The 22,684-nt window shown below is 70.2% G+C and carries 19 protein-coding genes; 14 read left to right on the top strand and 5 right to left on the bottom strand.

Annotated features, from left to right (window positions below):
• Nucleotides 1–2: 2 nt before the first annotated feature.
• Nucleotides 3–995, top strand: a complete 993-nt coding sequence (locus AC1ECW_RS01215) for a LysR family transcriptional regulator (RefSeq protein WP_481200984.1) — start codon at nt 3–5, stop codon at nt 993–995.
• Between the two features lie 20 nt (nt 996–1,015).
• Here the strand turns inward: AC1ECW_RS01215 and AC1ECW_RS01210 are convergent, their stop codons facing one another.
• Nucleotides 1,016–1,594, bottom strand: a complete 579-nt coding sequence (locus AC1ECW_RS01210; protein ID WP_481200983.1) for a 5-formyltetrahydrofolate cyclo-ligase — start codon at nt 1,592–1,594, stop codon at nt 1,016–1,018.
• 7 nt (nt 1,595–1,601) lie between these two features.
• On the opposite strand from AC1ECW_RS01210, the gene AC1ECW_RS01205 reads away from it, so the two are divergent.
• The 5 genes from AC1ECW_RS01205 (at nt 1,602) to AC1ECW_RS01185 (ending at nt 7,140) form a co-directional block, all read left to right on the top strand.
• Nucleotides 1,602–3,626, top strand: a complete 2,025-nt coding sequence (locus AC1ECW_RS01205; RefSeq protein WP_481200982.1) for a lytic transglycosylase domain-containing protein — start codon at nt 1,602–1,604, stop codon at nt 3,624–3,626.
• Nucleotides 3,627–3,649: 23 nt separating this feature from the next.
• Nucleotides 3,650–4,609, top strand: a complete 960-nt coding sequence (locus AC1ECW_RS01200; RefSeq protein ID WP_409703855.1) for a complex I NDUFA9 subunit family protein — start codon at nt 3,650–3,652, stop codon at nt 4,607–4,609.
• 92 nt (nt 4,610–4,701) lie between these two features.
• Nucleotides 4,702–5,391: a glutathione S-transferase family protein gene (locus AC1ECW_RS01195; protein ID WP_481200981.1), complete on the top strand. Its 690-nt coding sequence runs from the start codon at nt 4,702–4,704 to the stop codon at nt 5,389–5,391.
• Between the two features lie 25 nt (nt 5,392–5,416).
• The gene (locus tag AC1ECW_RS01190) at nt 5,417–6,637 is read left to right on the top strand and encodes a multifunctional CCA addition/repair protein (protein ID WP_409703815.1); all 1,221 of its coding nucleotides are present in this window, start codon (nt 5,417–5,419) and stop codon (nt 6,635–6,637) included.
• A gap of 122 nt (nt 6,638–6,759) precedes the next feature.
• Entirely contained in the window at nt 6,760–7,140 is a 381-nt protein-coding gene (locus AC1ECW_RS01185; RefSeq protein ID WP_409703818.1) for an MJ0042-type zinc finger domain-containing protein, read from the top strand.
• Nucleotides 7,141–7,159: 19 nt separating this feature from the next.
• Here AC1ECW_RS01185 and AC1ECW_RS01180 read toward each other — a convergent pair whose 3' ends face one another.
• A complete protein-coding gene (locus tag AC1ECW_RS01180) occupies nt 7,160–8,686 on the bottom strand; it encodes a YifB family Mg chelatase-like AAA ATPase (RefSeq protein ID WP_481200980.1) in 1,527 nt (508 codons plus the stop codon).
• A 287-nt stretch (nt 8,687–8,973) separates the two neighbouring features.
• Between AC1ECW_RS01180 and AC1ECW_RS01175 the strand changes: the two genes are divergently transcribed.
• From AC1ECW_RS01175 to gshB, 7 genes are all read left to right on the top strand, one after another.
• Nucleotides 8,974–9,645: a TorF family putative porin gene (locus tag AC1ECW_RS01175; RefSeq protein ID WP_409703824.1), complete on the top strand. Its 672-nt coding sequence runs from the start codon at nt 8,974–8,976 to the stop codon at nt 9,643–9,645.
• A gap of 59 nt (nt 9,646–9,704) precedes the next feature.
• The gene (locus AC1ECW_RS01170) at nt 9,705–10,043 is read left to right on the top strand and encodes a P-II family nitrogen regulator (RefSeq protein WP_104302146.1); all 339 of its coding nucleotides are present in this window, start codon (nt 9,705–9,707) and stop codon (nt 10,041–10,043) included.
• Nucleotides 10,044–10,068: 25 nt separating this feature from the next.
• On the top strand, nt 10,069–11,469 hold the full coding sequence (locus tag AC1ECW_RS01165; RefSeq protein ID WP_481200979.1) for an ammonium transporter: 1,401 nt from the start codon (nt 10,069–10,071) through the stop codon (nt 11,467–11,469).
• Nucleotides 11,470–11,623: 154 nt separating this feature from the next.
• On the top strand, nt 11,624–12,919 hold the full coding sequence (gshA, locus tag AC1ECW_RS01160; protein WP_481200978.1) for a glutamate--cysteine ligase: 1,296 nt from the start codon (nt 11,624–11,626) through the stop codon (nt 12,917–12,919).
• Nucleotides 12,920–13,026: 107 nt separating this feature from the next.
• Nucleotides 13,027–14,910, top strand: a complete 1,884-nt coding sequence (locus AC1ECW_RS01155) for a potassium transporter Kup (protein ID WP_481200977.1) — start codon at nt 13,027–13,029, stop codon at nt 14,908–14,910.
• A 58-nt stretch (nt 14,911–14,968) separates the two neighbouring features.
• Nucleotides 14,969–16,153 (top strand): benzoate/H(+) symporter BenE family transporter, encoded by a 1,185-nt coding sequence (locus tag AC1ECW_RS01150; protein ID WP_481200976.1) that lies wholly within the window; start codon nt 14,969–14,971, stop codon nt 16,151–16,153.
• Nucleotides 16,154–16,161: 8 nt separating this feature from the next.
• Nucleotides 16,162–17,115, top strand: coding sequence for a glutathione synthase (gshB, locus tag AC1ECW_RS01145; RefSeq protein WP_481200975.1), 954 nt, complete (start codon nt 16,162–16,164; stop codon nt 17,113–17,115).
• Here gshB and AC1ECW_RS01140 read toward each other — a convergent pair.
• Nucleotides 17,112–18,236 carry a S1C family serine protease gene (locus AC1ECW_RS01140; protein ID WP_409703841.1) on the bottom strand — a complete coding sequence of 375 codons (1,125 nt, stop codon included), beginning with the start codon at nt 18,234–18,236 and terminating at the stop codon, nt 17,112–17,114. The genes gshB and AC1ECW_RS01140 overlap by 4 nt on opposite strands.
• Before the next feature lie 118 nt (nt 18,237–18,354).
• Between AC1ECW_RS01140 and AC1ECW_RS01135 the strand changes: the two genes are divergently transcribed.
• Nucleotides 18,355–20,235 (top strand): ATP-binding cassette domain-containing protein, encoded by a 1,881-nt coding sequence (locus AC1ECW_RS01135; protein ID WP_409703843.1) that lies wholly within the window; start codon nt 18,355–18,357, stop codon nt 20,233–20,235.
• Between the two features lie 4 nt (nt 20,236–20,239).
• On the opposite strand, the gene AC1ECW_RS01130 is transcribed toward AC1ECW_RS01135, so the two are convergent.
• Entirely contained in the window at nt 20,240–21,004 is a 765-nt protein-coding gene (locus AC1ECW_RS01130; RefSeq protein WP_409703845.1) for a hypothetical protein, read from the bottom strand.
• Nucleotides 21,005–21,167: 163 nt separating this feature from the next.
• The gene (locus tag AC1ECW_RS01125) at nt 21,168–22,595 is read right to left on the bottom strand and encodes an aminotransferase-like domain-containing protein (protein ID WP_409703847.1); all 1,428 of its coding nucleotides are present in this window, start codon (nt 22,593–22,595) and stop codon (nt 21,168–21,170) included.
• Nucleotides 22,596–22,684: the final 89 nt, after the last annotated feature.

Here is a 22,684-nt window from a genome sequence, read left to right as displayed (position 1 = left end):
TCATGAATAAGCTGCGCCACCGGCCGCTCGCCGTGGGGGCCTTGCGGGCCTTCGAGGCCGTCGCCCGCCATCTCAACTTCCGCGCCGCGGCCGAAGAGCTGTTCCTCACCCAGCCGGCCATCAGCCGGCAGATCCAGGGCCTGGAGGACGAGATCGGGGCGCCGCTGTTCGTGCGTGGCACCCGCCATGTCGAGCTGACCAGCGCGGGCGCGGCCTTGCTGCGCTCGGTCGTGCCGCTGCTGGACCGGCTGGATGCGACGGTGCGCCAGATCCGCCAGTCGCGGGGTCGGCGGGTCGTGGGGGTGACCACCTTCGCTTCCTTCGCCTCGTTGTGGCTGATCCCCCGGCTGGAGGCCTTCCAACGCGAGCACCCGGACATCGATATCCGGGTCAGCGCCAGCGACAGCATGGTCGAGCCCGACGGCGACGAGATCGACGTGGCTCTGCGCTACTGCCCACCACAGCGTGGCACCGAGGGTTGGGTGCGGCTGTTCGGCGAGGTAATGACCCCGGTGGTCAGCCCCTGGCTGCTCGAACGGGCTCGCAGCGGACAGGGGCCGGGCCTGGAGCGGCCGACCGACCTGTCCCGGCACACGCTGCTGGAGGAGTTCGACAACCGCCTCAACGTCGAGCACATGAGCTGGCGGCACTGGCTCGCCCGCCATGGCCTGGGCGAATTGGAGCCCAAGCGCTGGCTCTATTTCAACTACACCTTCCAGCAGGTGCAGGCGGCGCTCACGGGCCAGGGGGTGGCGCTGGCGCGGCTGCCGCTGGTGGCCGAGGCGCTGCGCACGGGCGAGCTGGTCGAGCCTTTTGCCGACTGCGCCGAACGGCTCGACAGTGCCCATGCCTACTGGCTCATCGCGCCGGCTTCGGCCCGGCAGCGTCCCGAGGTGGCGCAGTTTTGCCGCTGGATCGAGGCCGAGGCCGCCCGCACGCGCCAGGCGGTCGGCGAGGCCCCTGGCGGTGACGACGGGCTGGGCGAGGCCGACTGACCGACCCCGTCCCCCCCACGCTATGGGGCGAGCACCTCGTTCTCGGTGACCACGATCGTCAGCGGGTGGTCATGGGCCTGAGGCGCCAGGGCGACCTCGCTACCGGCAAAGGCCACGCCCACGGCGGTCACGCCCGGGTGCGCGGCCAGCCAGCGGTCGAAGTAGCCGCCGCCATAGCCCAGCCGGTAGCCCTCGCGACTGTAGCCCACGCAGGGCACCAGCACCACGTCGGGCACGACCTCGGCGCCAGCGGTGCTGGGAATGCCGCATTCGTCGGCGAGGGCCGGGGGGCTGCGTCCGTCCCAGCGGCGGTAGACCATCGCGGGGGGGCTGCGGCGCGCAAAAGGCAAGGCCAGCCCCGGGGCGAGCACGGGCATGTCGTCGCCCCATGCGGCCGGTGCGTTAAATTCGGACCGTACCGGCCAATACAGCCCCAGCACCTGCGGCTCCAGCGCGGCGAGCACTTCGCGCAGGCGCCGTCCCAGGGCCTGATGGGCCGCCGGACCTGCAGGGGAGGCCACGAAGCGCTCGCGCGCTTCGAGCAGTTGCTGGCGCAACGTGGCCCGGTCGAGGGACCCCGACTCCGTGATCCAAGGCATCTGCTTGATGAGATTTCTTCCAAAGGACTTCGATTATCGGCGCGCCCTGTGCGTGCTGGCCGCCGCCGTGCTCACGGGCTGCGCCTGGACGCCCTCGAACGCACAGGGGGCGGCCGACCTGGCGGTGCAGGCGCGTGAGGCCCATGCGCGCAAGGACTCCGCCCGCCTGCAGGGCCTGCTGCGCTCGGCCCGTGCCCAGAACCACCCCCTGACCCCCTGGATCGACTACTGGGCGCTCAACCTGCGTCTGGGCGAGGCCAGCGCCGGCGAGCTGGCCGAGTTCTATGCCCGCTGGAGCGGCACCTACGTCGAGGACCGGCTGCGCAACGACTGGCTGCTCGAGCTGGGCCGCCGCGGCGACTGGGCGCAGATGGCCGCCGAGCTGCCGCATTTGCGCATGCGCGACGACCGCGAGCTCCACTGCTACGAACAGATCCTGCGCCACCGCGAGGGCCATCCGCGCGAAGCGCTGCGCGAAGCGGCCCGCGCGGCCTGGTATGCCCAGCGCGAGGCCGACGTGGGCTGCGCCACGATGGCTTCGCAACTCCATGCGGCCGGAGTGCTCACGGCCGACGATGTCTGGCGCAAGGCCCGTCTGGCCACCGACCAGAACCGCCCGCGGGCCGCGCGCCAGGCGCTGGAGCTGATCGGCGCCTCGGCCGTCATCAACTTCAACGAGCTCCTCGAGAACCCGGCCCGCTACGTGGTGCGCGCCGGCCGCACCGACCGGCGCGAGGCGGCCGAGCTGACCGCGCTGGCGCTGATCCGCCTGGGGGCCAACGACCCGGACCTGGCCGTCACCCAGATGCGCGACCGCTGGGCGGCCTGGCTGCCCGACGACCTGGCGTCCTGGGTGTGGGCCAGCATCGGCCGCCAGGCCGCCATCCGCCTGCAGCCCGAGGCGGCCGATCACTACCAGCGCGCGGCGCGCAAGGCCGACGAGCGCTCCTGGTCGGACGAGATGCTGGTATGGAAGGCCCGCGCCGCGCTGCGCGCCGGCCGCTGGCCGCAGGTGCTGCAGGCCATCGAGGCCCTGTCGGCGTCTGAGCAGCGCGATCCGGCCTGGATGTACTGGAAGGCCCGTGCCCTGCGCGAGCTGGCCCGCGAATCGGCCCAGGCCGAGACCTTGCGCGCCCAGTCCCACGCGCTGCTGGAGACGCTGGCCGGCCAGTATCACTTCTACGGCCAACTGGCGGCCGAGGCGCTGGACCGGCCGCATCCGCTGCCGTCCCCGCCGGCCCCGTTGACGGCCGAGGAACGTGCACGGGCGCAGGCCCACCCCGGGTTGCAGCGGGCGCTGCGGCTCATCGAGCTGGGCTTGCGCAGCGAGGGCGTGCGCGAGTGGAACTGGACCTTGAGCTTCGGCGGCCCCGGGCGCATGGGCGACCGCGACCTGCTGGCAGCCGCCCAACTGGCCTGCGACCGCGAGGTCTGGGACCGCTGCATCAACACCAGCGAGCGCACCCAGGCCGAGGTCAGCTTCGAGCAGCGTTTCCCGATGCCCTTTCGCCGCGAGGTGGTGCTCAAGGCGCGCGAGGTGGGCGTGGATCCGGCCGTGGTCTATGGGCTGATCCGCCAGGAGTCTCGCTTTATCCTGGATGCGCGCTCGCACGTCGGCGCCTCGGGGCTGATGCAGCTCATGCCGGCCACCGCGCGCTGGACGGCCCGCCAGATCGGCCTGAACTACCAGCCCTCGATGATCAACGACCGCGAGATCAACCTCCTGCTCGGGATGAGCTACCTCAAGCTCGTGATCGAGGACCAGGGCTCGCTGGCGCTGGGGGCGGCGGCCTACAACGCCGGACCGGGCCGCCCGCGACGCTGGCGCGAGGGGCCGGTGCTCGAGGCCGCCATCTGGATCGAGAACATCCCCTTCAACGAAACCCGGGACTACGTCAAGAAGGTCTTGGCCAATGCCACCTACTATGACGCGCTGCTGCACGGGCGAGCACCCCGGCTGCGCGACCGCCTGGAGCGCAGCATCGGGCCTCGGGCCCCCGATGCGCCGGCCGCCCGGGCCGATCTGCCCTGACTGCCATGTGGGTTCGACGCACCATGAACAAGATCCTCATCCTCGGCGGCACCGGCTTCGTCGGCCGCCACCTGTGCGAACGCCTGGTCGACCGCAACGGCGGTGGCGGCGGGCTCCTGCGTGTGCCCAGCCGCCGGCCGGCACGTGCCAAGCACATCCAGATGCTGCCCACCGTGGAGCTGGTCCAGGCCAATGTGCACGACCCGGTCCAATTGCGCCGTCTGGTGGCCGGTTGTGATGCGGTCATCAACCTCGTGGCCATCCTGCATGGCCGGGCGGCCGAGTTCGACCAGGTGCATGTGGCACTGCCGCGCCAGTTGGCGCAGGTGTGCGCCGAGCAGGGTGTGCGCCGGCTGCTGCATGTCAGCGCCCTGGGGGTGGGCGAGGGTTCGTCCTCGCACTACCTGCGCAGCAAGACCGAGGGCGAGGCGGTGCTGCGTGCGCAGCCCGGGCTGGAGCTCACGGTGCTGCGGCCTTCGGTGATCTTCGGGGCCGAAGACCGTTTCCTCAACCTCTTTGCCGCGCTGCAGCGCTGCTTCCCCGTGCTGCCGCTGGCGGGGGCTCAGGCCCGGTTCCAGCCGGTGTGGGTGGGCGATGTGGCCCAGGCCTTGGTCAACGCGCTGGACCGCCCCGACACGATCGGTCAGACCTACGAATGCGCCGGGCCTCAGGTCTACACCCTGGCCGAGCTGGTGCGCCTGGCCGGCGAGCTGTCGGGCCACCCCCGGCCCATCGTGCCGCTGCCCGAGGTGCTGGGCCGGCTGCAGGCCCTGGCGCTGGAGTGCCTGCCGGGCGAACCCCTGATGAGCCGCGACAACATCGCGTCGATGCGCGTGCCCAACGTGGCCAGCGGCCGCCTGCCGGGCCTGCAGGCCCTGGGCATCACCCCGGTGGACCTGCCTTCGGTGGCGGCCGGCTATCTGGGCGGACGTGAGCCGCGCAGCCGCTACCAGCAGTTCCGCGCCTTCGCGCGCCGCGGCTGACCCTCGGCGTGCGGCATCCATCCGATGCAAGGATTGCATTGGCGCCGCGGGTCAGGCGGCCCTAGCATGCAGGGCTGATCGTGGAGGCCCTCATGCTGCAACTCGTCATCGGCAACAAGAACTACTCGTCCTGGTCTCTGCGCGGCTGGCTGATGCTTGCGCACTTCGGCATTCCTTTCGAGGAAGTCAAGCTGCGGCTGAGCTTGGCCGAGGGTTCCGAGTTCAAGCAGCGCCTGGCCGCGCTCACCCCCACCGGGCAGGTGCCGGTGCTGGTCGATGGCGATCTGGCGGTCTGGGACACCCTGGCCATTGCCGAGTATCTGGCCGAGACCCATCCCGAGCGGCGCATGTGGCCTGCCGAGCGCCGTCAGCGGGCCCGGGCCCGCAGCCTGTGCGCCGAGATGCATGCGGGCTTTTCGGCCCTGCGCAGCCACTGCCCGATGAACCTCGAGGCCGAGCTGTCGGCCGTGGGCGCCGAGCTGATGCGCACCCGAGCCGAGGTCGTGCGCGACCTGCAGCGCATCGTGCAGATGTGGACCGGCCAGTTCCAGGCCCATGGCGGCCCGTACCTCTTCGGCGCCGAGGTGACGATCCCCGATCTCTACTTCGCCCCGGTGTGCACCCGCATCCGCACCTACGGCCTGCCCGTGCCGCCGGCGGTGTCGGCCTACATCGAACGCATCAATGCCCTGCCGGCCATGCAGGCCTGGGTGGCCGAGGCCTTGGCCGAGCAGGATTTCCTCGACTTCGACGAGCCGTACCGCAAGAGCCGCGCCGGCTGAACCCGGCCCGCTACACTTGCCGGCCATGAAGGTCTACATGGTCGGAGGCGCCGTGCGGGACCGGCTGCTCGGCCTGCCGGTCAGCGACCGCGACTGGGTGGTGGTGGGCGCCACCCCCGAGGCCATGATCGCCGCGGGCTTCACGCCCGTGGGGCGCGATTTCCCGGTCTTCCTGCATCCCCAGACGCACGAGGAATACGCGCTGGCGCGCACCGAGCGCAAGACCGGCCGCGGCTACCACGGCTTTTCGTTCCACACCGCCCCGGATGTGACGCTGGAGCAGGATCTCCAGCGCCGCGACCTGACGATCAATGCCATCGCCGAGGACGAGGACGGCCGCCTGATCGACCCCTTCGGCGGCGTGCGCGATCTGCAAGACCAGGTGCTGCGCCATGTCTCGCCCGCTTTCGCCGAGGACCCGGTGCGCATCCTGCGCGTGGCGCGCTTTGCGGCCCGCTTCACCGGGTTCAGTGTGGCCGCCGAGACCTTGGTGCTGATGCGCCGGATGGTCGAGCACGGCGAGGCCGACCATCTGGTGCCCGAGCGGGTGTGGCAGGAGCTCTCGCGCGGGCTGATGGAGAACAAGCCCTCGCGCATGTTCGAGGTGCTGCGCCAGTGCGGGGCGCTGGCGCGCATCTTGCCCGAGGTGGACCGTCTGTGGGGCGTGCCCCAGCGCGCCGAATACCACCCCGAGGTGGACACCGGCATGCACCTGATGCTGGTGCTGGACATGGCCGCACGGCTGAAGGCCCCGCTGCCGGTGCGCTTTGCCTGCCTGATGCACGACCTGGGCAAGGGCACCACGCCGCCGGAGCTGCTGCCGCGCCACATCGGGCACGAGCAGCGCAGCGTGGGCCTGCTGCGTGAGGTCTGCCAGCGCTTGCGCGTGCCCACTGAATGCCGGGAGATGGCCGAAGTGGTGGCACGCGAGCACGGGCACGTCCACCGCGCCGGCGAGCTGGGCGCGGCCGCCCTGGTGCGCCTGCTCGAGCGCTGCGACGCTTTCCGCAAGCCCGAGCGCTTCGACGGGATCGTGCTGGCCTGCGAATGCGATGCCCGCGGCCGGCTGGGCCTGGGTGAGCAGGACTACCCCCAGGGCGACCTGTTGCGCCACGCGCTGCGCGCCGCCCAGGGGGTGGACACCGGCGAGATCGCCCGGCAGGCCCAGGCCCGCGGCCTGAGCGGGTCGCGCATCGCCGGGCTCATCCACGACTCCCGGGTGCGTGCGGTGGCCCAGGCCCTCTGAGGCCCGGGCGTGAGTGCCGCCGGCAGGGGGGGGGGCGATACCCGAGTCGCCGCCGGGGCTGGCGCTGCGGTACGATCATGATGGCTTTGGCCGCGCGGTGGGCCCGATGCAGGGGGTGTGCGATGAGGATGGCGCAGGTGATCCGGCGGCACGGCTTTCGCAAGTGGTATGAGCGCGAACTCATCCAGAGCCACCTCCACCTCGTGTTGCTGCTGCTGGCCACGCTGGGCCTGCTGGGCAGCGCCGAGGCCTACGAGCGCGGCGCGCCTGCGCTGGAGCAGGTGTGGATCGGGCTGTGCGCCGCCGCCAGTGCGGTGATCGGGCTGTGGGCCCTGAGGCGTTACCTCTATTTGCTGATGCATGCCGAGCAGGTGGCCCACCAGGCCCAGTGCCCGGCCTGCCAGACCTATGCCCGCTGGACCCTGGTCGACGAGGACGAGGGCCGCCAGCGCCTGCAGGTGCAATGCCGCCAGTGCAGCCACCGCTGGCACATCGACTGCTGAGTGCCCCGCCCGACCGGGCTCACGAGGAGGCCAGCACGCGCCGAAGCTGGATCGCCTCGGCCAGGTGGGCCACAGCGAGGGTGTCGGCGCCGGCCAGGTCGGCGATGCTGCGGGCGAGCTTGAGCACCCGGTGCAGGCTGCGGGCCGACCAGCCCAGCCGGGCGGCGGCGGCTTGCAGGAAGTGCTGGGCGCCGTCGTCGAGCCGGCAGTGCGCATCGATCTGCGCCCCCTGGAGCTGGGCGTTCGCGCAGCCCTGGCGGGCCATCTGGCGTTGCCGGGCCCGGGCCACGCGCTCGGCCACCGCGGCGCTGGGCTCGCCCTCGGGCAGGCGCAGCAGCTCCTCGTGCGGCACGCTGGCCACTTCCACCTGGATGTCGATGCGATCCAGCAGCGGCCCGCTGAGCCGGCCCTGGTAACGCGCCACGGCCTCGGGGCTGCAGCGGCAGGGCCGCAGGCGCGAGCCCAGGTAGCCGCAGGGGCAGGGGTTCATCGCGGCGACGAGCTGGAAGCGTGCCGGGAACTCGGCCTGCCGGGCCGCGCGCGAGATGGTGATCTGGCCGGTCTCCAGCGGTTCGCGCAGGACTTCCAGCGCCGCGCGCGGGAACTCGGGCAACTCGTCGAGGAAGAGCACGCCCTGATGGGCCAGTGAAATCTCCCCCGGCCGCGGTGGCGAGCCGCCGCCGGCCAGGGCCACTGGCGAGGCGCTGTGATGAGGTGTGCGCAGCACGCGCTGGCGCCAGCGCGAGGGATCGAAGGCGCCCACCAGGCTGAGCACCGCGGCCGATTCCAGCGCCGCCTCGGTGTCCAGCGGCGGCAGCAGGCCGGGCAAGCGCTGGGCGAGCATGGACTTGCCGGTGCCCGGCGGGCCCACCATCAGCACGCTGTGGCCACCGGCCGCAGCGATTTCCAGCGCCCGTTTCGGACCGGCCTGACCCTTGACCTCGCGCAGGTCGGGGCCGGCGGCGGCCTCGGCCTGTGGCCGTTCGCACACCCGCACCCAGCCGGGTGGGGCCGGACCGTCCGCGGTGGGCGGCTGCAGCGACTGCACCACGTCCAGCAGGTGCCGTGCACCGTAGACGGTGGTGCCTTCGACCAGCGAGGCCTCGCGGGCGCTGTCCAGCGGCAGCACCATCGCGCGCGCGCTCCCCTGGCGGCGCAGCGCCAGGCTCATCGCCAGGGCGCCGCGCACGGCCCGCAGATCGCCGGCCAGCGACAGCTCACCGGCGAATTCATAGCCGTCCAGGGCCGCGGCGGGGATCTGGCCCTGCGCGGCCAGGATGCCCAGCGCAATGGGCAGATCGAAGCGGCCGGATTCCTTGGGCAGGTCGGCCGGCGCCAAGTTGACGGTGATGCGCTTGTTGTGGGGGAAATCCAGCCCGCTGTTGAGCAGCGCGGCGCGCACGCGCTCACGGGCTTCCTTGACTTCGGTGTCGGCCAGACCCACCAGCGTGAAGCTGGGCAGGCCGTTGGCCAGGTGCACCTCGACGGTGACGGGCGGCGCCTGCAAGGCAGCCAGCGCCCGGCTGTGGATCACGGCCAGTGACATGGAAGGAGATCCTCCTGAACATCATTCTTCTGAAGGACGCGCCCGGGGCGCTCCAGCCCGCATTGTGCCGTTCGCGCCCGCGACGGCTCCCGGCCCGGGCCCCCATGGGCATGGGGATGCGCACAGGTCTGGTGCATCGACCTGGGTTGCACCGCAGGCGTGCGCCGTCCGGGCGATAGGGGAGCGCGATGCGCTGTCATGGGGCGGCCCGGCCCGGCCTTGCGGTGGCACGCTTCCTGCTGACCTGCGCTCGGAACCCGTTCTTCATCCCACCAGGAGTCACGTCCATGTCCCGCAAAACCCTGCTCGCGCTCGCCCTGGCCTCCTCCGTGCTCGCCGCTCCGGCGATGGCCGAGGGCGTGGCCACCAACTTCAGCCTGACCACCAACTACAAGTTCCGCGGCCAGGACCAGACCGACAACAAGCCGGCCGTCCAGGGCGGCTTCGATTACAGCCTGGGCGGCTTTTATGTCGGCAACTGGAACTCGAGCATCAGCTTTGCCAACGGCATCGAGATGGATGTCTACGGCGGCTACAAGGGGGAGGTGGCCGGCCTGGGCTATGACGTGGGGGTGCTGCAGTACGTCTACCCCGGCCTGTCCGATGCCAACACCACCGAGATCTACGGCGGCCTGAGCTACGGCGCGTTCGCGTTCAAGTACTCGCACACCGTCTCCGACGAGTACTTCGCCGTGCCCGACAGCCGCAACACCGGCTACTTCGCGCTGTCGGCCAATGTGCCGGTGATCGACAAGCTCACGCTCAACGCCGCGCTGGGCTACACGCTGTGGGCCAGCGATGCCGCGCCGCCCGACTACTACGACTACAAGCTGGGCGCCACCTACGACCTGGGCTCGGGCTTCTCGCTGGGCGGCCACGTGGTGGGCGCCAACAAGAAGAACTTCTACGGCGACATCAACAAGGCCCGTTTCATCCTCACGTTGACCAAGGCCATGTGAACCGCGGGTGCCCGGTCGGGAGCGGGCACCGTCCATTCCACTTTCAAAAGGAGCAAGCCATGAAGATGGTGACTGCCATCGTCAAGCCCTTCAAGCTGGACGAAGTGCGTGAAGCCCTCAGCGCCATCGGGGTGCAAGGCATCACGGTGACCGAGGTCAAAGGCTTCGGCCGCCAGAAGGGTCACACCGAGCTGTACCGCGGGGCGGAGTACGTCGTCGACTTCCTGCCCAAGGTGAAGATCGAGGCGGCGGTGGACGATGCCATCGTCGACCGCGTCATCGAGGCCATCGAAGGCGCGGCCCGCACCGGCAAGATCGGTGACGGGAAGATCTTCGTGTCCGCCCTCGAGCAGGTGGTGCGCATCCGCACCGGCGAGACGGGCAAGGACGCCCTGTGACCCTTCCGACCCAGAGAGACAACCCATGAAGAAACTGCTTGCCATCCTGGCGTTCGGTCTGTCGGCCCTCGGGGTCGTGGACGTCGCCCTCGCGCAGGACGCCGCCGCCTCGGCGCCTGCGGTCACCGAAGCGGCCGCGCCGGCCGCCGCCCCCGCCGCACCGGCGCCGGCCCCCGCCGAAGCCGCCCCGACGCCCACCGTGAACAAGGGCGACGTGGCCTGGATGCTGACGGCGACCATGCTGGTCATCCTGATGACCATCCCCGGCCTGGCGCTGTTCTACGGCGGCCTGGTGCGCGCCAAGAACATGCTGTCGGTGCTGATGCAGGTCTTCGCGATCTTTTCGCTGGTCACGGTGCTGTGGGTGATCTACGGCTACAGCCTGGCCTTCGGCGGTGGCGGCGCGTTCATCGGCACGCTGGACAAGGTCTTCCTGATGGGAGTGACGCAGGAGTCCTTGGCCGACACCTTCTCTCCCGATGCCAAGCTGCCCGAGTACGTGTTCATTGCCTTCCAGAGCACGTTTGCCGCCATCACCTGCGCGCTGATCGTCGGGGCCTTTGCCGAGCGCATCAAGTTCTCGGCGGTGCTGCTGTTCACGGTGCTGTGGTTCACCTTCAGCTACCTGCCCATCGCCCACATGGTGTGGTACTCGGAGGGTCTGCTGTTCAAGGACGGCGCGCTGGACTTCGCCGGCGGCACCGTGGTGCACATCAACGCCGGTGTGGCCGCGCTGGTGGGCGCTTACATGGTGGGCAAGCGCATCGGCTTTGGCAAGGAGGCCATGCCCCCGCATTCGCTGACGCTGACCATGGTGGGCGCCTCGCTGCTGTGGGTGGGCTGGTTCGGCTTCAACGCCGGTTCCGCGCTGGAAGCCAATGCCAACGCCTCGCTGGCCTTCATCAACACCATCGTGGCCACCGGTGCGGCCACCCTGGCCTGGTGCATCGGTGAAGGCTTGGCCAAGGGCAAGGCGTCGATGCTGGGCGCCGCCTCGGGCGCGGTGTCGGGGCTGGTGGCCATCACCCCGGCCGCCGGTCTGGTGGGCCCGATGGGCGCCATCGTCCTGGGCCTGATCTCCGGCTTCGTGTGCCTGTGGGGCGTGAACGGCCTCAAGCGCATGCTGGGCGCCGACGACGCGCTGGACGTGTTCGGCGTGCATGGCGTGGGCGGCATCGTGGGGGCCTTGCTGACCGGCGTGTTTACCGCCCCCGGCCTGGGCGGCACCGGCGCCGAGGACTTCTCGATCGCCTCGCAGGTGTGGATCCAGGCCAAAGGCGTGCTGCTGACCATCGTCTGGTCGGGCGTGGTGGCGATCATTGCCTACAAGATCGTCGATCTTGTCATCGGCCTGCGCGTGCCCGAAGAGGAGGAGCGCGAGGGCCTGGACATCGCCTCGCACGGCGAGACGGCCTACAGCAAGTAAGCGACTGCTCGCGCCCAGGGCGCCAGCCATCCAGGGCCTCCTGCGGGAGGCCCTTTTTCTTGCGTCCGGCCTCTTGCAGCGCAGCAGGTCCGTCCCCAATTCCCTAGAATCCCCAGTCCGGCCCTCGGGCATTTCACGCACAGGCACCGCGCGCATGGTCCCTCATCTCATCACGGCCCTCACCGGCCCGATCAACGAGCTCGAGCAACGCATCCTGGAGTCCATGCCGGCCATCGAGCGCTGGTTCCGTCTGGAGTGGATGGAGCACACGCCCCCGTTCTACACCTCGGTGGACGTGCGCAACGCCGGCTTCAAGCTGGCGCCGGTGGACACCAATCTTTTCCCGGCCGGCTGGAACAACCTCACCGAGGAGATGCTGCCGCTGGCCGTGCAGGCGGCGATGGCGGCGATCGAGAAGATCTGTCCGGAGGCCAAGAACCTGCTGCTGCTGCCCGAGAAGCACACCCGCAATACCTTCTACCTGATGGCCGTGAAGCGGCTGATGCAGATCTTCACCCAGGCCGGCCTGAACGTGCGCCTGGGCACGCTGGACGAGGAGATCCGCGAGCCCACGACGCTGAATCTGCCCGACGGCAGCACCCTCACGCTGGAGCCGCTGCTGCGCACCAAGCGTCGCCTGGGCCTGAAGGACTTCGACCCCTGCACCATCTTGCTCAACAACGACCTGTCGGCCGGGCTGCCGCCGGTGCTCGAAGGCCTGCACGAGCAGTACCTGCTGCCGCCGCTGCACGCGGGCTGGGCGGTGCGGCGCAAGTCCAACCACTTCAACGCCTACGAGGAAGTGGCCAAGAAGTTCGCCAAGCTGCTGGGCATGGACCCCTGGCTGATCAACCCGATGTATGCCCAGTGCGGCAAGGTCAACTTCCACGAGGGTGAGGGCCTGGACTGCCTGCAAAGCCATGCCGATGCGCTGCTGGGCAAGATCCGTCGCAAGTACAAGGAATACGGCATCCAGGAAAAGCCCTTCCTGATCGTGAAGGCCGATGCCGGCACCTATGGCATGGGCATCATGACGGTGCGCGACGCGAAGGACCTGACCGAGCTCAACCGCAAGACGCGCAACAAGATGAGCGTCATCAAGGACGGCCAGTCGGTCACCGAAGTGCTCATCCAGGAAGGCGTGCCCACCTACGAGCGCATCAACGAGGCCGTGGCCGAGCCGGTGGTCTACATGATCGACCGCTACGTGGTGGGCGGCTTCTACCGCGTGCATGCCGAACGCGGCATCGACGAAAACCTCAACTCGCCCGGAGCCAGCTTCGTGCCCCTGGCCTTCGCCGAATCGTCCCACCTGCCGCGCCCGGGGGAAAAGCCCGGGGCCAGCGCGCCCAACCGCTTCTACATGTATGGCGTGATCGCCCGCCTGGCGATGCTGGCGGCGAGCTACGAGCTGGAAGCGACCGATCCGAACGCCGAGACCTACGACTGAACGCGCCCGTCGGGGCGGATCGTTGCTGCATCGCAACAAATCCCGGTGACGGGGGGCAGGTTGACGGCACACAATCCGCGTCCTGTCCTTCCGTCCGGCGAGCGTCTGTGTCGTCCCCTCCCACCCCTTCCGCGTCTGCTGCGCTGGCGGCGTTGACCCTGGGCGCCATCGGTGTGGTCTATGGCGACATCGGCACCAGCCCGCTGTACGCCCTCAAGGAGGCCTTCTCCCACGGGCAGCTGGCCGTCACGCCCGGCAACGTGCTGGGCATCCTCTCGCTGATGTTCTGGACGATCACGGTAATCGTCTCGCTCAAGTATGTGACGCTGATCCTGCGCGCGGACAACCATGGCGAGGGCGGCCTGGTGGCCTTGCTGGCGCTGGCCTCGCAGGCGGTGAAGGACCGGCCCGTACTGCGCCGTCGATTGCTGCTGCTGGGCATCTTCGGCACGGCCGTCTTCTTCGGCGACGGGGTCATCACGCCGGCGATCTCGGTGCTGTCGGCCGTCGAAGGCCTGGAGGTGCTCGCCCCCGGGCTGCATCCCTATGTCGTGCCGGTGACCGTGGGGGTGCTCACCGCGCTGTTTGCGGTGCAGCGGCATGGCACCGCCGCCGTGGGCCGCTGGTTCGGGCCCGTCACCGTGCTGTGGTTCCTGGTGCTGGCGGGGATGGGCGTGATGCACGTGGCGGCGCAACCGGGAGTACTCCAGGCCCTCAGTCCGCATCATGCGCTGGCCTTCGTGCTGCACCACCCGGGGGTCGCCTTCATGGCGCTGGGGGCCATCGTGTTGTGCGTGACCGGCGCTGAGGCGTTGTATGCCGACATGGGCCATTTCGGCCGGCGGCCCATCCGGCTGGCCTGGTTCGGCCTGGTGATGCCCTCGCTCGTGATCAACTACTTCGGGCAGGGGGCGCTGCTGCTCACCCAGCCCGAGCATGTGAGCAACCCCTTCTATGGCATGGCGCCGCGCTGGGCCCTGCCGCCGCTGATCGTGCTGGCCACCTGTGCCACGGTCATCGCCTCGCAGGCTTTGATCTCGGCGGCCTTCTCGGTCACCAAGCAGGTGGTGCAGCTGGGCTATCTGCCACGGCTGCGCATCTTGCACACCTCAGCGCGTGCGGCCGGCCAGATCTACGTGCCCGCGGTCAATTGGGGCCTGTACCTGTTCATCGTGGCAGCCGTCATCGGCTTTGGTTCCAGCAGCGAGCTGGCGGCGGCCTATGGCATCGCGGTGACGATCGACATGCTCATCACCACGGTGATGACCTTCTTCGTGATCCGCTACGCCTGGCGCTATCCCTGGTGGCTGTGCGTGGGGGCCACGGCGTTGTTCTTTGCGGTCGACACCCTGTTCTTCGCGGCCACCGTGGCCAAGCTGTTCGACGGCGGCTGGTTCCCGGTGGTGATCGGCCTCGTGATGTTCACGCTGATGACCACCTGGCAGCGGGGCCGCTCGCTGCTGGGGCAGCGGCTGCGCAGCGAGGCCATCGAGCTGCCGGCCTTCCTGGAGGCCGTCTTTGCCAGCCCGCCCACGCGCGTGGAGGGCACGGCCGTGTTCCTCAGCGCCGAGACGGGGGTCACGCCCAATGCCTTGCTGCACAACCTCAAGCACAACAAGGTGCTGCACGAGACCAACCTGTTCGTGACGGTGCGCCATCATGAGGTGCCCTGGATCGGCTTCGACCGGCGCGTGGACGTGCAGCCGCTGGGGCACAACTGCTGGCAGGTGGTACTGCACTTCGGCTTCAAGAACGAGCCGGACGTGCCCGAGGCGCTGGCGCTGCTCAAGCCGATGGGCGTGCAGATCGACGAGATGAACACCAGCTACTTCCTGTCGCGCGAGATCGTGGTGCCTTCGCTGAGGTCGGGCATGGCCGGCTGGCGCGACAAGCTTTTTGCCAGCCTGCACCGCAACGCCTCGGCCGCGGCCGACTTCCTGCATCTGCCGGCCAACCGTGTCGTCGAGCTGGGCGCCAAGGTCGCGCTCTGACGCCCCGCGGCGCGGGCAGGTAGGCTTGCGGCGTTCGTCGTCTCCAACCCAGTGTCCCATGCGAGTCCTGCAAGATCTGTCCCTGTCGGCCACGGTGGCTGGTTTCGTCGCAGTGCTGGTGGGGTTCACCAGTTCGGTGGCCCTGGTGTTCCAGGCCGCTTCGGCGCTGGGCGCCACACCGGCGCAGACCACCTCCTGGATCTGGGCCCTGGGTCTGGGCATGGGCGCCACCAGCATCGTGCTGTCTTTGCGCTTTCGCCAGCCGGTGCTCACGGCCTGGTCCACGCCGGGAGCCGCCGTGCTGGCCACCGCGGCCACCGCCAACGGCGTGGGCATGGCCGAGGCCACCGGGGCCTTTATCGCCTGCGCGCTGCTGATCACGCTGTCGGGTGCCACGGGCCTGTTTGCGCGGGTGATGAACCGCATCCCCGGGGCGCTGGCCTCGGCCCTGCTGGCCGGGGTGCTGGCGCGCTTTGGCATGGAGGCCTTCCTGGCGCTGCAGTCGCAGTTCGGCCTGGTGCTGGCCATGCTCGTGGCCTACCTGCTCGGACGGCGCGGGTGGCCGCGCTATGCGGTGCCCGGCGTGCTGGTCGTGGGTATCGTGGGAGCGTCGGCGCTGGGCGAGCTGCGCTGGTCGGCGGTGCAGTGGTCGCTGGCCTGGCCGGTGTGGACCACGCCGCAGTTCACGCTCGCCGGCTTCATCGGCGTGGCCCTGCCGCTGTTCGTGGTGACCATGGCCTCGCAGAACCTGCCCGGGGTGGCGGCCCTGCGCGCGGCGGGCTATGACACGCCGGTGTCGCCGCTGATCACTTGGACGGGTCTGGCCACGCTGGTGCTCGCGCCCTTCGGGGCCTATGCGTTGAACCTGGCGGCCATCACCGCGGCGATCTGCATGAGCCCCGAGGCCCATGCCGATCCGCGTCGCCGCTACATGGCCGCGGTGGCGGCCGGGGTGTTCTACCTCCTGGTGGGCCTGGTCGGCGGCGCGGTGGTCGGGCTGCTGGCGGCCTTTCCGAAGGAGCTCGTGCTGGCCGTCGCCGGCCTGGCCCTGCTGGGCACCATCGGCACGGGACTGGCCGCGGCCCTGAAGGACGAACGCCACCGCGAGGCCGCGCTGATCACCTTCCTGGTCACCCTGTCGGGCCTGACGCTGTGGGGCGTGGGTTCGGCCTTCTGGGGCGTGGTGGCAGGCACGCTGGCGCTGATGGTGCAACACTACCGGGCTGGCACCACCCGATCCTGAAGCCTTCGATGAACCTGCTCTTCGTTGCCGACCCGCTCGACCAGTTCAAGACCTACAAGGACAGCACCTACGCGATGATGCGCGAGGCGGCCTCGCGCGGACACCGGCTGGCGGCCTGCGAGCCGCGCCACCTGTCCTGGCGCAGCGGCGGCCGCGTGACCGCGCTGGTGCGCGACCTGCGCCTGACGGGCCAGGTGGGCGATGCCGGCACACCTTGGTACGAGGCCGCCCCGGCCGTCCCCAGGGCCCTGGCCGAGTTCGATGCCGTGCTGATGCGCAAGGATCCGCCCTTCGATGGCGAGTACTTCTACGCGACCCACCTGCTCGAGCAGGCCGAGCGCGAAGGGGCCCGGGTCGTCAACCGCCCCCGCGCGCTGCGCGACCACCCCGAGAAGCTGGCGGTGATGGAGTTTGCGCAGTTCGTCACGCCCACGCTGGTGACGCGAGACGCCGAGGACATCCGCCGCTTCCATGCCGAGCACCGCGAGATCATCCTCAAGCCCCTGGACGGCATGGGCGGCATGGGCATCTTCCGCGTCGGCCCCGACGGCCTGAACCTGGGCAGCATCACCGAGACGCTGAACGCCCATGGCCAGCGTACGGTGATGGTCCAGCGTTTCATCCCCGAGATCGCGGCTGGCGATAAGCGGGTGCTGATCATCGATGGCGAGCCCGTGCCCTATGTGCTGGCCCGCATCCCCCAGGGCAGCGAGATCCGCGGCAACCTCGCCGCCGGCGGCAAGGGCGTTGCCCAGCCGCTGAGCGAACGCGACCGCGAGATCGCGCGCGAGATCGGTCGGGTGCTCGCCCCCCGCGGCCTGTTGCTGATCGGCCTGGACATCATCGGCGAGCGCGTCACCGAGATCAACGTGACCAGCCCCACCTGCTTCCAGGAGATCGAACAGCAGACGGGCTTCAACGTGGCCAAGGTGTTCGTCGATGCGCTGGAGCGGGTAGGCTAGGGGGACAGGCCCAGCCGCACCTGCGCCTCGCGCTCGCGCCCGGCGCGCCACAGCCGCAGCGTCACGGTGTCGCCCACCTGGTGGCGTTCCAGGGCTTCGAGCAGGCGGTCCAGTGTCGGCGTGGCCTTCCCGTCCAGGGCCAGGATCACGTCACCGGCCACCAGGCTGCCGTCGGGGGCGCGCGAGAAGGGCTGCACCCCGGCCTGTGCGGCCGGTCCGTCGGATGCCACATCGACCACCACCACGCCGGCTGGCAGCCCCAGGGCCTGTCCGAAACGCTCGGGCGCGGCGGAGATGCCCAGTGAGGGCCGGATGAAACGCCCGTCGCGGATCAGGCGCGGCACCACGCGGTTGACCTCGTCCACGGGAATGGCAAAACCGATGCCCGCGCTGGCCCCCGAGGGGCTGTAGATCGCGGTGTTCACGCCGATCAGCCGCCCGGCCGAGTCCAGCAGCGGGCCGCCTGAGTTGCCCGGATTGATCGCCGCATCGGTCTGGATCACGCCTCGGATGGGCCGGCGCGTGACCGACTCGATCTCGCGGTTGAGCGCGCTGACGATGCCGGTGGTCAGGGTCTGGTCCAACCCGAAAGGGTTGCCGATGGCATAGACCTTTTGGCCCACCTGCAGGCCCGCACTGTCACCGACCGGGATGGGCCGCAGCTTCTCGCGTGGGGCGTCGATGCGCAGCACGGCCAGGTCGCGGTCCGGAAAGGCCCCCACCAGGGCGGCCGGGTAGCTGCTTTGGTCGGCCAGGGTCACGCGGGCTGCATTGCCGCCTTGGATCACGTGAAAGTTCGTCACCACATGGCCGCGTTCGTCCCAGATGAAGCCCGTGCCGGTGCCGCGCGGCACCTGCAGGGCGTCCAGCGAGAACAGGCTGGTGGCCGTCTGCAGCGTGGTGATGTGCACCACCGAGGGCGAGACGGCCTGGAAGACCTCGATGTTGTTGCGCTCGTCGGCGGCCAGATCGCCGCGGGCCGTGACGGCGCGGGGCTCGGCCGGCGCCGCGGCGCTCGACTGGCCCGGTCGCCAGGACCACCACCAGGCCAGGCCCAGGGCCAGCAGCAGGATCAGGAATACGGTGGCGGTGGCGCCGCGCACGGGGCGATGTCGTTTCATGTCGATGCGATCGGAAGGAGGACGCAGGGCCGATTCTGCGCGAAAGCCGCTGCAGGCGCCGGCATCGCCACCCGCGGCCTCGGGTGGCCGCGGCCGAACGGATAATGCGCTGCACACCATGTCTCTACTCACACTCACCAATGCCCACCTGGCCTTCGGCCATGTGGCCCTGCTCGACGGTGCGGCACTGTCCGTCGAATCGAACGAACGCATCGGCCTGATCGGCCGCAACGGCACTGGCAAGTCCTCGCTGCTCAAGATACTGGCCGGGCTGGACAAGCCCGACGATGGCACGCTGCAGGTGCAGCAGGGGTTGCGCATCGCCTATGTGGCCCAGGAGCCGGTCTTTGCGCCCGGGATCTCCGTCTTCGAGGCGGTGGGCGAAGGCCTTGCCGAGGTGCGCGCGCTGCGCGAGCGCTACGAGGCCCATGCGCCGGGCGAGGATCTGGATGCCCTGCAGACGCGCATCGAGGCCCTGGACGGCTGGACCTGGGAGCAGCGTGTCGATGAGACGCTGCACCGCCTGCGGCTGGACCCCGATGCCCTGATCGACAGCCTGTCCGGCGGCAACCGCAAGCGCGTGGCGCTGGCGCGCGCCCTGGTGGCCCAGCCCGACGTGCTGCTGCTGGACGAACCCACCAACCACCTCGACCTCGACGCCATCGCCTGGCTGGAAGAACTGCTGCGCACCTTTCGCGGCGCGGTGGTGCTGGTCACCCACGACCGCGCTTTCCTCGATGGCGTGGCCACGCGCATCGTCGAGCTCGACCGCGGCGTGCTGCGCAGCTATCCCGGCCACTACACCGCCTACGAGCAGCTCAAAGCCCGGCAACTGGCCGATGAAGCCCTGGCCAACGCCCGTGCCGACAAGCTGCTGGCCCAGGAGGAGGTGTGGATCCGCAAAGGCGTGGAAGCCCGCCGCACCCGTAGCGTGGCCCGCATCGCGCGACTGGAGCGCCTGCGTGAGCAGCGCGCGCTGCGCCGCGACGCCGTGGGCCGCGTGCGTCTGGACGTGGACGCCGGCCAGCGCAGCGGCAAGCTGGTGGCCGAGCTGCAGCATGTGAGCAAGGCCTATGGCGGGCGGCCCATCGTGCGCGACTTCTCCGCCACCATCCTGCGTGGCGACAAGATCGGCCTGATCGGCCCCAACGGCGCGGGCAAGACCACGCTGCTCAAGCTCATCCTGGGCGAGGTCGCGCCCGATGCCGGCACGGTGCGCCTGGGCACCCGGCTGCAGGTGGCCTACTTCGACCAGATGCGCGAGGCGCTCGATCTCGAACGCAGCCTGGCCGACACCATCAGCCCGGGCAGCGAGTGGATCGAGATCGGCAACGCGCGCAAGCACGTGATGAGCTACCTGGGCGATTTCCTCTTCGCGCCCGAACGGGCGAACTCGCCGGTGAAGTCGCTCTCGGGCGGCGAGCGCAACCGGCTGTTGCTGGCGCGCCTGTTCGCGCGGCCGGCCAATGTGCTGGTGCTGGACGAGCCCACCAACGACCTCGACATCGACACGCTGGAACTGCTGGAAGAGCTGCTGCAGGACTACGACGGCACCGTCTTCCTGGTGAGCCACGACCGGCGCTTCCTCGACCACGTGGTGACCAGCACCATCGCCTGGGAGGGCGACGAGTCGCCCGGCCAGTGGCGCGAGTACGAAGGCGGCTACGAGGACTGGGTGCAACAGCGTGCGCGCCGGCGCGCCGTGCTGCCGGCCGCGCCGCCGGCGGCCGCCCCGAAGCCCGCGCCCGCGCCGGCCCCCGTGCAGGCGCTCAGGCCTGCGCGCAAGCTCTCGTACAAGGAGCAGCGCGAACTCGACGAACTGCCTGCGCGCATCGAGGCCTTGGAGGCCGAGCAGAAAGAGCTGGGTGAACTGCTGGCGAGTTCGACCCTGTACACCGAGGCGCCGCAGCGCGTGGCGCAGGTGCAGGCGCGCTACGATCAGATCGAGGGCCTGCTGATGGAAGCCCTCGAACGTTGGGAGGCGCTGAGCTCGCGCTAGCGCGTTACCAGTCGCGTCGCCGCAGCCCCAGCCCGGCCAGCCAGGAGTCGCTGATGCGCGGCGAGGTGCGGCTCACGATGAGCCCGGACTGCAGGTACAGCGCATTGAGCAGGCGGGCCACCGCCTCGGGGCGCAGACCACTGATGTCGACGATGTCGCGCACGGACATGGGCTGGTCGCGCATGCGGCGGATCACTGCCCGGTGCACTCCGTCGACCGGCAGGCTGCGCAGGTCCAGCCCCGGGGTGGTGCGGTAGCAGGCACTGCCGGCGATCTCGGGCAGCAGTTCGGTGCGGCTGCCGTGCAGCGCCAGCATCCACAGCAGCGGGCCGATGGGATGGTAGTGGTCGTAGGCGCCGATGAGCCGCGGCTCATCGTGGCCCGGGGGCTGGAGGATGGCCGGTTCCACGCGCATCACGCGCAGCAGGGCCAGACGCTGCATCAGGTAGACCTGCGGGTCGGCCGGGCAGTGGTACAGGCGCTGGTGCGGAAACACGGTCACCGGCACCACCACGCCGCCGGCCTGCAGGTGCACGACGACCTGTTGGGCGTGGCGCAGGCAGGCCGCCAGCACCTCCAGCGCCTCGGTGCCGTTGGCGCGGTGTTCGAAGCGCTCCAGGTCGGCCAGCAGCGAGGGGCTGAGCGAGGCCAGCCGCGAGCGGTCGGTGCCGGCCAGCGGGGGCAGCTTGTCCAGCTCGTCGAGGTAGCGCTGAAAGGCGCTGGCGCGCATCAGCTCCGGCTCGCCGAGCGGTAGGGTCGATTCGTCCATCAGCAGCGGGGCCGTCCGGTGCGATGCCGGGCGGCTGGTGTATTGGCAGGCCCTGCCGGCGTGGTCGGCACACCGGCAGGACTGCCCTTGCAATGTACTGCAGGCCCGTGTCCGTTTTCCACCCTCCCGAGGGGGGGGGAGACGCGCTCGCGCCGGCCCGCGGTCACAGGCTGTCGCGGGCGCGTGTGAAGTCGTCCCACACGGCGGCGTCCTGGGTGGTGGCGAAGTTGATGCGCATGAGCGTGCTGGGTCGGCGCACGGCATGGAAGAGCGAGCCCGGTGCGAGCAGGTAGCCTTCGTCCATCATGCGCTGGGCCAGGCGGTCGGTGTCCACGCCGGTGTCCACCCAGCCGAACAGGCCCTGGGGTTCGGCGACAAATCGGCAACCGGCGGCCAGCGCGAGCTGCACGCTGCGCGAACGGGCCGTGTCCAGACGTTCGCGCACACGCTCGGCGTGGCGGCGGATCTGGCCCTGCTCCAGGCAGTGCGCCAGCGCTTGTTCCAGGATCGACGGGGTGGTCAGCGTGGTGAGCAGCTTGGTGTCGATGAGCCGCTCCACCAGCTCGGGCGCGGCCACCAAGTACCCCACCCGCCAGTTGGGCGCGAGGATCTTCGCGAAGCCGCTCACGTAGAGCGTGCGTCGCAGGCCGTCCAGCGACGTCAGGCGTATGGCATGCGCCGGGGCCAGGTCGCCGTAGGTGTCGTCCTCTACCACATGGAAGCCGAAGCGTTCGGCCAGGCCCAGCAGGCGGTGCGCACCATGCGGCGAGAGGTTGCCGCCCGTGGGGTTGTGCAGCACGCTCACGGTGATGAAGAGCTTGGGCGCATGCTCGCGGCAGTAGGCCTCCATCACGGCGAGGTCCGGCCCCTCGGGGCGGCGCGGCACCGGCAGGATGCGCATGCCCATCTGTGAGAGCCGGCCGAATTCCACGGCCCAGCCGGGCTCGTCGACCATCACCGCGTCGCCGGGGCGCAGCAGGGTGCGGCACACCACGTCCAGCGCATGCGTGGCGCCCACGGTGGTGACGATCTGGCTGGCGTCGGCGCGGATGTCCAGGTCGGCCAGCTTGTGCGACAGCGCGCGGCGCAGCAAGGCGTCCCCCGCCGGCTCGCCGTACTGCAACGACAGGGCATGCAGGCTGGCCGTGGAAGTGACCCGACGCAAGGCGGCCCCCAGGAAGGGCGTTTCCAACCAGGACTGCGGCAGCACGCCCAGGCCGGGGTCGTTGCGCGCAGGACCGTCGCGGTGCGGCATGCGCTGCAGCATGCCGCGGATCAGCGTGGCCGCATCGATGGGGGCGCTGATGCGGCTGGGGCCGGGCGACGGGGCTGCGGCCTGGCGCGCGCGCACCGGCTCGGGCCGCGGTTCGCGCACGAAATAGCCGCGGTGGCGCCGCGCCTCGATCAGGCCCTGGGCCTGGAGCTGGTCGTAGGCCGCCACCACGGTGTAGGGGCTCACCGCATGCCGGCGTGCACATTCGCGCACCGAGGGCAGCCGGCTGCCGGGGGGCAGCAGGCGACTGCGGATGCGCTCGGCAAAGCGGCTGGCAAGCTGGTCGGTGAGGGTCTGGTCGGAGGAGCGGCTGAGCATGGCGCAAGGGCAGGGCGGACTGTGCTGGCCCCGAGACCAATACAGTGCGCGTCGCGCGCAGGCAAACTGTATTGGTAGTGTATTGGTGC

It is taken from the genome of Caldimonas hydrothermalis, from assembly GCF_056746695.1.
This window is presented reverse-complemented; position numbering and strand designations above follow the sequence as displayed.

Bases quoted from the DNA above. Each gene is read 5' to 3' on its own strand.
- AC1ECW_RS01215 (WP_481200984.1), top strand. From the start codon at position 3: ATGAATAAGCTGCGCCACCGGCCGCTCGCCGTGGGGGCCTTGCGGGCC.
- AC1ECW_RS01210 (WP_481200983.1), bottom strand. From the start codon at position 1,594: ATGCCTTGGATCACGGAGTCGGGGTCCCTCGACCGGGCCACGTTGCGC.
- AC1ECW_RS01205 (WP_481200982.1), top strand. From the start codon at position 1,602: ATGAGATTTCTTCCAAAGGACTTCGATTATCGGCGCGCCCTGTGCGTG.
- AC1ECW_RS01200 (WP_409703855.1), top strand. From the start codon at position 3,650: ATGAACAAGATCCTCATCCTCGGCGGCACCGGCTTCGTCGGCCGCCAC.
- AC1ECW_RS01195 (WP_481200981.1), top strand. From the start codon at position 4,702: ATGCTGCAACTCGTCATCGGCAACAAGAACTACTCGTCCTGGTCTCTG.
- AC1ECW_RS01190 (WP_409703815.1), top strand. From the start codon at position 5,417: ATGAAGGTCTACATGGTCGGAGGCGCCGTGCGGGACCGGCTGCTCGGC.
- AC1ECW_RS01185 (WP_409703818.1), top strand. From the start codon at position 6,760: ATGAGGATGGCGCAGGTGATCCGGCGGCACGGCTTTCGCAAGTGGTAT.
- AC1ECW_RS01180 (WP_481200980.1), bottom strand. From the start codon at position 8,686: ATGTCACTGGCCGTGATCCACAGCCGGGCGCTGGCTGCCTTGCAGGCG.
- AC1ECW_RS01175 (WP_409703824.1), top strand. From the start codon at position 8,974: ATGTCCCGCAAAACCCTGCTCGCGCTCGCCCTGGCCTCCTCCGTGCTC.
- AC1ECW_RS01170 (WP_104302146.1), top strand. From the start codon at position 9,705: ATGAAGATGGTGACTGCCATCGTCAAGCCCTTCAAGCTGGACGAAGTG.
- AC1ECW_RS01165 (WP_481200979.1), top strand. From the start codon at position 10,069: ATGAAGAAACTGCTTGCCATCCTGGCGTTCGGTCTGTCGGCCCTCGGG.
- gshA (WP_481200978.1), top strand. From the start codon at position 11,624: ATGGTCCCTCATCTCATCACGGCCCTCACCGGCCCGATCAACGAGCTC.
- AC1ECW_RS01150 (WP_481200976.1), top strand. From the start codon at position 14,969: ATGCGAGTCCTGCAAGATCTGTCCCTGTCGGCCACGGTGGCTGGTTTC.
- gshB (WP_481200975.1), top strand. From the start codon at position 16,162: ATGAACCTGCTCTTCGTTGCCGACCCGCTCGACCAGTTCAAGACCTAC.
- AC1ECW_RS01140 (WP_409703841.1), bottom strand. From the start codon at position 18,236: ATGAAACGACATCGCCCCGTGCGCGGCGCCACCGCCACCGTATTCCTG.
- AC1ECW_RS01135 (WP_409703843.1), top strand. From the start codon at position 18,355: ATGTCTCTACTCACACTCACCAATGCCCACCTGGCCTTCGGCCATGTG.
- AC1ECW_RS01130 (WP_409703845.1), bottom strand. From the start codon at position 21,004: ATGGACGAATCGACCCTACCGCTCGGCGAGCCGGAGCTGATGCGCGCC.
- AC1ECW_RS01125 (WP_409703847.1), bottom strand. From the start codon at position 22,595: ATGCTCAGCCGCTCCTCCGACCAGACCCTCACCGACCAGCTTGCCAGC.